An 8,124-nucleotide genomic window follows, 5' to 3' on the forward strand; every position below is an offset into this window, starting at 1 on the left:
AGGGCAAATATCGGGTCGGCGAGGGACGACGGGATCATCCGACCGGCCTCTCTAAAATCAGCGCTTCAGGATTTCCAGCCCTTCGGCCGTCGTCGTCACCGCAAGCTCGGTGATGTCGTATTCGGCAACACCATGGATTGTAAAGGGATCGGCGGCGACATAGGCCTCGATTGTGGCGCAGTCGCCGACTGCCAGGATCGCGCCGCCGGTGCGCGGCACCTTGCGGCCGGAGGCGAGGAACCAGCCCTTCGCATAACCCTCCTTCACCCAGGCCAAGTGCGGCTCCATATGCCGGTCGGCTTCGTCATTGGATTTGATGTAGGTGAGGGAGAGAATGAACATGGTCAGTTCCTGACGAGGTTTGCGCGGATCAGGCCGCGCAGCGAGTTGCCGATATAAAGCGCGCCGGCATCGAGATCGGCAAGCGTGAGGCGGCCGACATGCGCCTTGCGGGCGCAGATCAGCTCCGTGCGCAGCACGCCGGCGAGCAGGCCGCAGGAGATCGGCGGGGTGCGCAGCATGCCGGTTCCGTCGTCCAGGAAGATCGAGGTGATGGTGCCCTCGCAGACTTCGCCGCGTTCGTTCAAAAGAATGACTTCGTCGGCCTCGTCGAGCCTGTATTCGGCGCGTGCGCTTTCGTAGACGGCGCGGCGGGTGGTTTTGACGCGCAGCAGCCTGTCGGTGGAGTTCAGACGTGTCTCGGCAAGGCGCACGGTCCAGGTGGTGTCGGGCGCCAGCGGCACGAACGCGGCGCTTGTCACCTCGATGTGGCCTTGGGCGTCGAAAGTCAGGCGGACACGCAGCCGACCGGCAGCACCGGCAACGGCTTCGTCAAGCCTTGCCATGGCGTCGATCGGTTGCGGGAAGCCAAGGCGACGGGCGGAGCGGGAAAGCCGGGCGAGATGCAGCCGCAGGCGGATAAAACCCTCACCAGGCTGCCAGCGCAGCGTCTCGACCAGCGAAAAATCGATCATCGTGCAATCCATTGGTCGCCGACGGCGAAGCGGGCCTTGAGCAGGCATTCCTCATATTCGGCCTCGGCTGTGGAATCAAAGACGATGCCGCCGCCGACATTGAAGACGGCTCTGCCGCCGTCAAAAAGCGTGATGGTGCGGATGGCGACGGAAAAGCGCATGGCGCCGCTCGGCGAAATCATGCCGATCGCGCCGCAATAGGCGTCGCGGGGCGTGTCTTCGAGCGCATGCAGAATTTCCATCGACCGCATCTTCGGCGCGCCGGTGATCGAGCCGCAGGGAAAGAGCGCGGCGAAGACGTCGCGGATCGAAAGCTCCGGACGGAGCCTTGCCTGCACATGGCTCACCATCTGGTGGACGGTCGGATAGGTCTCGATGTCGAAGAGCTTCGGGACGTCGAGCGTGCCCACCTCGGTGATGCGGGAAATATCGTTGCGTAGCAGATCGACGATCATGCGGTTTTCCGCCTGCGTCTTGATATCGCGGCGCATGGCCTCGATGATTTCGGCATCTTCGGCCGCGGTAGCGCCGCGTTTCGCAGTGCCCTTCATCGGATGGGTCTCGATCCAGCCCTCTTCATCAATGCGGAAGAACAGTTCCGGCGAGCGCGAAAGGATAACCGGACCGCCGAGATCAACCAGCGCGCCGTATTTGACCGGCTGGCGTTCGATCAGCGACCAGAAGGCAGCACGGGGATCGCCGTTCCAGCGGGCCTCGACCGGCATGGTGAGGTTCGCCTGATAGGCGTCGCCAAGCCGCAGGTGCTGGTGCAGGCGGTCGAAGCGCTCTTTATAGAGAGGGAAATCCCAGGCAGCCTTGGGGGCCGTCAGGAATTCCTCGTTTTCGAGGCGCTGTTTTGGTTGGGCAAGCGGGTGTGTGTCCGGCTGCGGGGCGTCGAAGACGCCGAAACAGAGTAGCGGCGTTTCACGGTTTTCCCCGGCGAAGGGAGCGAGTTTTTCTTCGAAGAGATATCCGGCCTCGTAGGCCATGTACCCGGCGAGCCATTTGCCCTCGGCCTTGGCCTCTTCCATTCGGGCAAGGCCGGCAAAGAATTCGCCCCGCGTCCTGGCAATAATGATCTCTGCCGGCTCGGCGAAAAGCATCACCTGTCCTGATGTGTCGTCGCGGTAGAGAATAGAGGGTTGGGTTTCGGCCATCAGCGGCGTCTTTTCTTGGAGCACGATCCCTTATCCGCCTGCCGGCGCCTCTCCCCGCCTGCGGGAAGAGGTCGGCCGTGGGGAGGCAGATCAGGCAGCTCTATCCAAAGCTTCCAATTCGTCGATCAGCCCTTCGATCATCGACAGGCCCTGGCTCCAGAACGACGGATCGGTGGCGTCGAGGCCGAAAGGCTTCAAAAGTTCCGAGTGGTGCTTGGTGCCGCCAGCCTTCAGCAGTTCGAAATACTTTTCCTGAAAGCCCTTTTCGGCTTTCTGGTAGACGGCATAGAGCGAATTCACCAGGCAATCGCCGAAGGCATAGGCATAGACATAGAAGGGCGAATGGATGAAATGAGGGATATAGGCCCAATAGGTCTCGTATCCTTCAGAAATGTTGATCGCCGGCCCGAGGCTTTCCGACTGGACGGAGAGCCAAAGTTCGCCGATGTCGTCGGCGGTAAGTTCACCTGATTTGCGGGCGGTGTGGAGCTTGCGCTCGAATTCGTAAAAGGCGATCTGGCGCACGACCGTGTTGATCATGTCCTCGACCTTCTGGGCGAGCATCGCCTTGCGCTCGCGCATGTCGCTGGTTTTTTCCAGGAGCGCGCGGAAAGTCAGCATCTCGCCGAAGACCGAGGCGGTTTCGGCAAGCGTCAGCGGCGTCTGGCACATCAGTGCCCCTTGCGCGCCGGCCAGAACCTGGTGCACGCCGTGCCCGAGTTCATGGGCAAGCGTCATCACGTCGCGCGGCTTGCCCATGTAGTTGACCAGCACATAGGGGTGGGCCGAGGGAACCGTCGGATGGGCGAAGGCGCCGGGCGCCTTGCCGGGGCGGACCGGGGCATCGATCCACTGCTCGTCGAAGAACCGCCTGGCGATCGCCTCCATCTCGGGGGCGAAATTGCCGTAGGCCGAAAGTACCGTGTCCTTCGCCTCGGGCCAGGAGATGACGGCAGTGGAGGTTTCCGGAAGCGGCGCGTTGCGGTCCCAGAAATTCATCTGCTCCATGCCGAGCCATTTCGCCTTCATCTTGTAATAGCGGTGCGAAAGGCGGGGATAGGCTTCGCGGACGGCGGCGGCCAACGCATCGACGACCTCGCGCTCGACGCGGTTTGCCAAGTGGCGGCTGTCGGCAATGTCCTCGAAGCCGCGCCAGCGGTCGGCGATCTCCTTGTCCTTGGCAAGTGTATTGGTGATCAGCGTGAAGGTGCGGATATTCGCCTTGAATGTTTCGCCGAGCGCCATGGCGGCCTTGCGGCGGGCTTCGGGGTCCTTTTCCTGCAGCCTGTTCAGCGCCACTTCGAGCGGCACTTTCTCGCCATCGATATCGTAGCGAAGTTCCGCCATGGTTTCGTCGAAGAGGCGGTTGAAGGCAGCGGCCGATGTCATCGACTTTTCGAGGAAGAGCTGTTCCAGCCTGTCGTCGAGCTGGTAGGGCTTGTCCTTCCTGAGGTCGATCAGCCAGGGGCGATAGTGTCCGGCGGCGGTATCTCTAGCCATGCAGGCGTCGATCACCGCGTCGTCGATGCGGTTCAGTTCCAGCGCGAAGAACAGGAGATGGCCGGAGAATTCGGTGATCTTGGTCTGCACGTCGCCATAGAGCTTGCCGTTTGCCGGATTGGCGGTGTCGGAGAAATAGGTGAGGCCGGCAAAGGAGCCGAGGCGGCCGATGATGTCGTCCAGCGCCTCATACTCCTTCAGCGCCGCGCCGATGCCCTCAGTGCCGGTCTTGGTCGCCGCCGCCGCCAGTTTGCCCTTCCACTTTTCTTCAAAGGCGATCGCGGCCTTGCCGGCCTTTTCCATGTCGGCGACGAAGGCGGTCGAGGTGGCGGAGGGATAAAGATCCTGCAGCTTCCAGACCGGCAGATCGCCGAGCGCCGGATCGGTCGCCCCAGCTGGCGCTGCTGCCGAGAAAAGAAGGCTGGCGTGCGGGAGCTTGATTTTCATGGGGCAATTCCTCTCCACTTTCATAACAGGTCTGCTTGAATAAGCGCGAGAAGGCCCGGCATCAAGGGCCTTTCGGCGCAAGAAAGGCATCGGTTCGGCACGAAAATGACCCGTTCCAATCGTTAAAATGCAATTATTTCTCAAAACTGGATGTTCAAGCCTTCCTGTCAGAGTGCGCTCCATGGTTTCGCATGAAGTGAGGCGACAATGACCGGTTACAATGAGCTCAAGGGAGCAGGGCAAATCCTCGTGGTCGAGGACGACCCCGTGCAGCGCCGCCTGCTCAAGAATGCAATCGAGCGGCACGGCCATGTCGTGCACCAGGCGGAAAACGGTCGCATCGGCCTGGAAATGGTCAAACGCGACAGCGGCCTTTTCAGCGTCATCGTGCTCGATCTGATGATGCCGGAGATGACCGGCCTCGAGTTCCTCGACGCGCTTCACGAATTCGGCACGCAGATCCCGGTCATCGTTCAGACGGGGCAGGGCGGTATCGAAACGGTGGTGCAAGCGATGCGGGCCGGTGCCTTCGACTTCGTCGTCAAGCCGGTCTCGCCCGAGCGCATCGCCACCTCGATCTCGAACGCGATGAAGCTCGACCAGCGCGAGGTGAAGGCGCGGGCCGGCCGCCGGTCGCGCTCAGGCTCGGTCGGCTTCGACGACATCGTATCGGCAAGCCCGGCGATGATCCGCGTCATCGATCTCGCCCAGCGGGCGGCTCAGTCCAATATTCCCGTCGTGCTCGAAGGCGAATCCGGCGTCGGCAAGGAATTGGTGGCGCGTGCCATCCAATCCGGCGGCGACCGCTCGAACAAGCCCTTCGTCACGGTCAATTGCGGGGCGATCCCGCATAATCTCGTCGAGAGCATTCTCTTCGGCCATGAGAAGGGTGCGTTTACCGGCGCGACCGAGCGCCATATCGGCAAATTCATGGAAGCCGACGGCGGCACCATTTTCCTGGACGAGATCGGCGACCTGCCGCTCGATGTGCAGGTGAAGCTGTTGCGCGCCGTGCAGCAGGGAGAGATCGAGACCGTCGGTGCGCGCACCGCCCATAAGGTCAATGTCCGGCTGATCTCGGCGACCAACAAGGATCTGATCGAGGAGGTCAAGAACGGCCATTTCCGCGAGGATCTCTACTATCGCCTCAACGTCTTCCCGATCACCATTCCGGCGCTGCGCAAACGCAAGGAGGACATTCCGAATCTGGTGCGTGTCTTTGCCGAGCGCTTCTCCAGCGAGCAGAAAAATGGTCGCCGCATGACGGTGAACTCGGGCACGCTGGCGTTGCTGACCGCCTATGACTGGCCAGGCAATATCCGCCAGCTCGAAAACGCAATCTTCCGCGCGGTCGTTCTCGCCGAAGGGCCGGAGCTGACCGAGGGGGACTTCCCGCAGATCGCCGCCCAGCTTCCGGAATACGAAGTCGTGGATCACCTGGCGCTCGTTGCCGACAATACCGGCCTCGATCCCGACGACACCTATGGTGAGGATTTCAGGGCGTCGATCTCGGGAGCGGTGCATCACCGTCTGTCCGAAGCCTCCGAAAACGCGATCGCCAGCGTCAATCCCGCCGGCGACGTACGCAGGCTTGCCGATGTCGAGGAAGAGCTCATTCGATTCGCGCTCAAATTCTATCGCGGGCAGATGAGTCAAGTGGCGCGCAAACTTGGCATTGGCCGGTCCACACTTTATCGCAAGCTCAAGGATTACGGTATAGACCCCGACAATCCCCAGAAAGATGCGGCTTAAGCGCTTTTTGTTAAGACTAAGGCAACCACGATTTGTTACTGGTCATAAACCACTTGTTAGTGGCTCGTTCACTATGTAAAGAAAAGGTTGATCATGTGTGGCATTTTTGCCATCGTGTGACCGCATTTGACAGTCATCTGAGACAGTACGGGACATTGTCTGTCTGACGGGGATCGAGTTGCCGAATCTGAATGGGAATTCCAAGCGTTCGCGCTTGAGCTGGCGTTTGTTGTGCGCCGACATTTGCGGAAAGGCAATAAGGACGGCAGCGGCCGCCCTTCTTGCGCTCGCGGTTTCCTCACCGGTATTCGTTGGTACACCTTCGCAGGCCGCGGGCGACACCCGCAGCCTCAAGCTCTATTTCATCCATACCGGCGAAAAAGCCGTCATCACCTACAAGCGCAACGGCAAGTTCGACCCGAAGGGTCTGGAGCAGCTGAACCGCTTCCTGCGCGACTGGCGCAAGAATCAGCCGACGAAGATGGATCCGCGCCTGTTCGACCTGATCTGGGACGTCTATCGCCAGAGCGGTTCGAGGGATTATATCAACGTCGTCTGCGGTTTCCGTTCGCCGGGAACTAACGAGATGCTGCGCGGCCGCTCGCGCAACTCAGGCGTCGCCGAAAAGAGCCAGCATATGCTCGGCAAGGCGATGGACTTCTTCATTCCGGACGTCAAACTCGCGACATTACGTGGGATCGGCATGAAGATGCAGGTCGGCGGCGTCGGCTTCTATCCGAAATCAGGATCGCCCTTCGTGCATATGGACGTCGGCGGCGTTCGCGCCTGGCCGCGCATGAGCCGTGACGAGCTTGTCCGGCTTTTCCCGAACGGCAACACCATTCATATTCCGGCTGACGGCAAGCCGCTGCCGGGCTACCAGCAGGCGATGGTCGACTACAAGCGCCGCGTCAGCGGCACGCAGATCGAGATCGCCAGCGCCTCCGAATCGGCGCCGAAGCACAAGACGCTGTTTGCCGCGCTGTTCGGCGGCGGAGCGGATGAGCAGGAAGACGATACGGACGATTCGACCCCTGTTGCCGTCGCCAAGGCGACGCCGCCGAAGTCCGAGCCAGCCCCTGCCGAGCCGCAACAGACCGAGGTCGCCGATCTGAACGCGCCGGTGCCGCAGGTTCGCCCGGCATTCAGCAACCAGCCGGCCGGCAGCGACGTGGCGAGCGCGCTCGTCGCACCGTCTTCGGGTAATGCGGCGCAACAGGCTCTTGCAGCGGCCCTTCCTGCCGATCAGGCCCAACCGCAGCAGTTTGCCGATCTCAGCGCCTATAGTATTCCGGTCCCCTCGCTTCTCGGCCCGCGCCGTGCGCCTGGCGACGCCGAGCTTGCGTCGCTGACGGGCGCCAATGCGCTGCCGGTTCCGACGCCGGTCGAACGCCCTGCCGTTGCCGAGAACCTTCTTGCCGCGGCCGATGCCGATCCCGAAGCGGAGGCCGACGAAGCCGATCAGGACGCGTTGTCTCCCGCCGTCGCCGATGCGCTCGACCAGCAGCGAAACGAGGGTGCGGAAAGTCAGATCGCGTCGAAGGCGCCGCCAATCACAGTAGAGCAGGCGATCAACGCCGCGATGACGCAAAAGGCGCCTGCCGCAAAGCCGCCGCTCGAACTCGCCGCCTTGGCGCCGATGTCCAAATCGGCAAGCTTTGGTGACGGCTTCGACGAACCGGCCACCGAAAGCGCTGTGGCTCAGGGACTTCCTGCCAAGGGCGGCCGCCCGACACACAAGGAAGCCGCCGCAGCCGATGCCAGCCGCGCGGCAGTGCGCACCGAGCCGAAGCTGACGGAAAAGATGATCTCGCAGTGGGCGCTGACCAATGCCCGCCTCGAAATGGCCTCCAAGCAGGTCAAGGCGCCGCGTTTCGTCAGCCAGACGATGCGTGCCCAACCAACCGCCGTCTATGCCGAGGGCTTCAATGTCAAGACCGCTTCGGTCGACCCCGCCCGCTTCAGCGGCACGGCGGTGAACTTCATGCAAGTGCGCAAGTTCAACACGAACTGAGCCGGCCGATCATGAAATATCGAAAACCGTCGGAGCGATTCCGGCGGTTTTTCTTTGTCCGCTTCGACCGAGGCGAGGTGACCGTTTAGCCAAGTGTGTTTCAGGGCGTGATGCCGAAAGTGTGAGCGGTTTTCTTATGACATCCTGTTCTAGCAGGCTGCTGAAATTCGCTCTGCGTTGGCGCAGTTGCTTGCTGTGGGTCTGATTTTTTTACAGACTGGCTGTCGTGCGGTGGGATTTTGGCCGATTGAGGCGGGTTTTCTGGCCATATCGGCTTATT

Annotated in this window: 7 protein-coding genes; 2 read left to right on the forward strand and 5 right to left on the reverse strand. The window is 61.5% G+C overall.

The annotated features are described in order from the left end of the window. Nucleotides 1-57: 57 nt before the first annotated feature. From HJB82_RS19355 to HJB82_RS19370, 4 genes are all read right to left on the reverse strand, one after another. Entirely contained in the window at nucleotides 58-342 is a 285-nt protein-coding gene (locus HJB82_RS19355) for a YciI family protein (protein ID WP_207581751.1), read from the reverse strand. 2 nt (nucleotides 343-344) lie between these two features. After that, on the reverse strand, nucleotides 345-974 hold the full coding sequence (locus tag HJB82_RS19360; RefSeq protein WP_207581750.1) for an aminotransferase class IV family protein: 630 nt from the start codon (nucleotides 972-974) through the stop codon (nucleotides 345-347). Beyond that, complete coding sequence (locus tag HJB82_RS19365; protein WP_221141031.1) at nucleotides 971-2,131, reverse strand: aminodeoxychorismate synthase component I; 1,161 nt, start codon at nucleotides 2,129-2,131, stop codon at nucleotides 971-973. The genes HJB82_RS19360 and HJB82_RS19365 overlap by 4 nt, the downstream gene beginning before the upstream one ends. A 90-nt stretch (nucleotides 2,132-2,221) precedes the next feature. Beyond that, nucleotides 2,222-4,078 carry a M3 family oligoendopeptidase gene (locus tag HJB82_RS19370; RefSeq protein ID WP_221141021.1) on the reverse strand — a complete coding sequence of 619 codons (1,857 nt, stop codon included), beginning with the start codon at nucleotides 4,076-4,078 and terminating at the stop codon, nucleotides 2,222-2,224. 207 nt (nucleotides 4,079-4,285) lie between these two features. Here HJB82_RS19370 and HJB82_RS19375 point away from each other — a divergent pair, with 207 nt between their 5' ends. Then, entirely contained in the window at nucleotides 4,286-5,830 is a 1,545-nt protein-coding gene (locus tag HJB82_RS19375; RefSeq protein ID WP_207581748.1) for a sigma-54 dependent transcriptional regulator, read from the forward strand. Between the two features lie 178 nt (nucleotides 5,831-6,008). Continuing rightward, the gene (locus HJB82_RS19380; protein WP_207581747.1) at nucleotides 6,009-7,844 is read left to right on the forward strand and encodes a DUF882 domain-containing protein; all 1,836 of its coding nucleotides are present in this window, start codon (nucleotides 6,009-6,011) and stop codon (nucleotides 7,842-7,844) included. A 100-nt stretch (nucleotides 7,845-7,944) separates the two neighbouring features. On the opposite strand, the gene HJB82_RS19385 is transcribed toward HJB82_RS19380, so the two are convergent. After that, nucleotides 7,945-8,124, reverse strand: a 180-nt coding sequence (locus HJB82_RS19385; RefSeq protein ID WP_221141023.1) for a hypothetical protein, incomplete at its 5' end; no start/stop codon positions are given.

Origin of the sequence: Rhizobium sp. NZLR10 (assembly GCF_019685125.1) — a bacterium.
Taxonomy (GTDB): domain Bacteria; phylum Pseudomonadota; class Alphaproteobacteria; order Rhizobiales; family Rhizobiaceae; genus Rhizobium.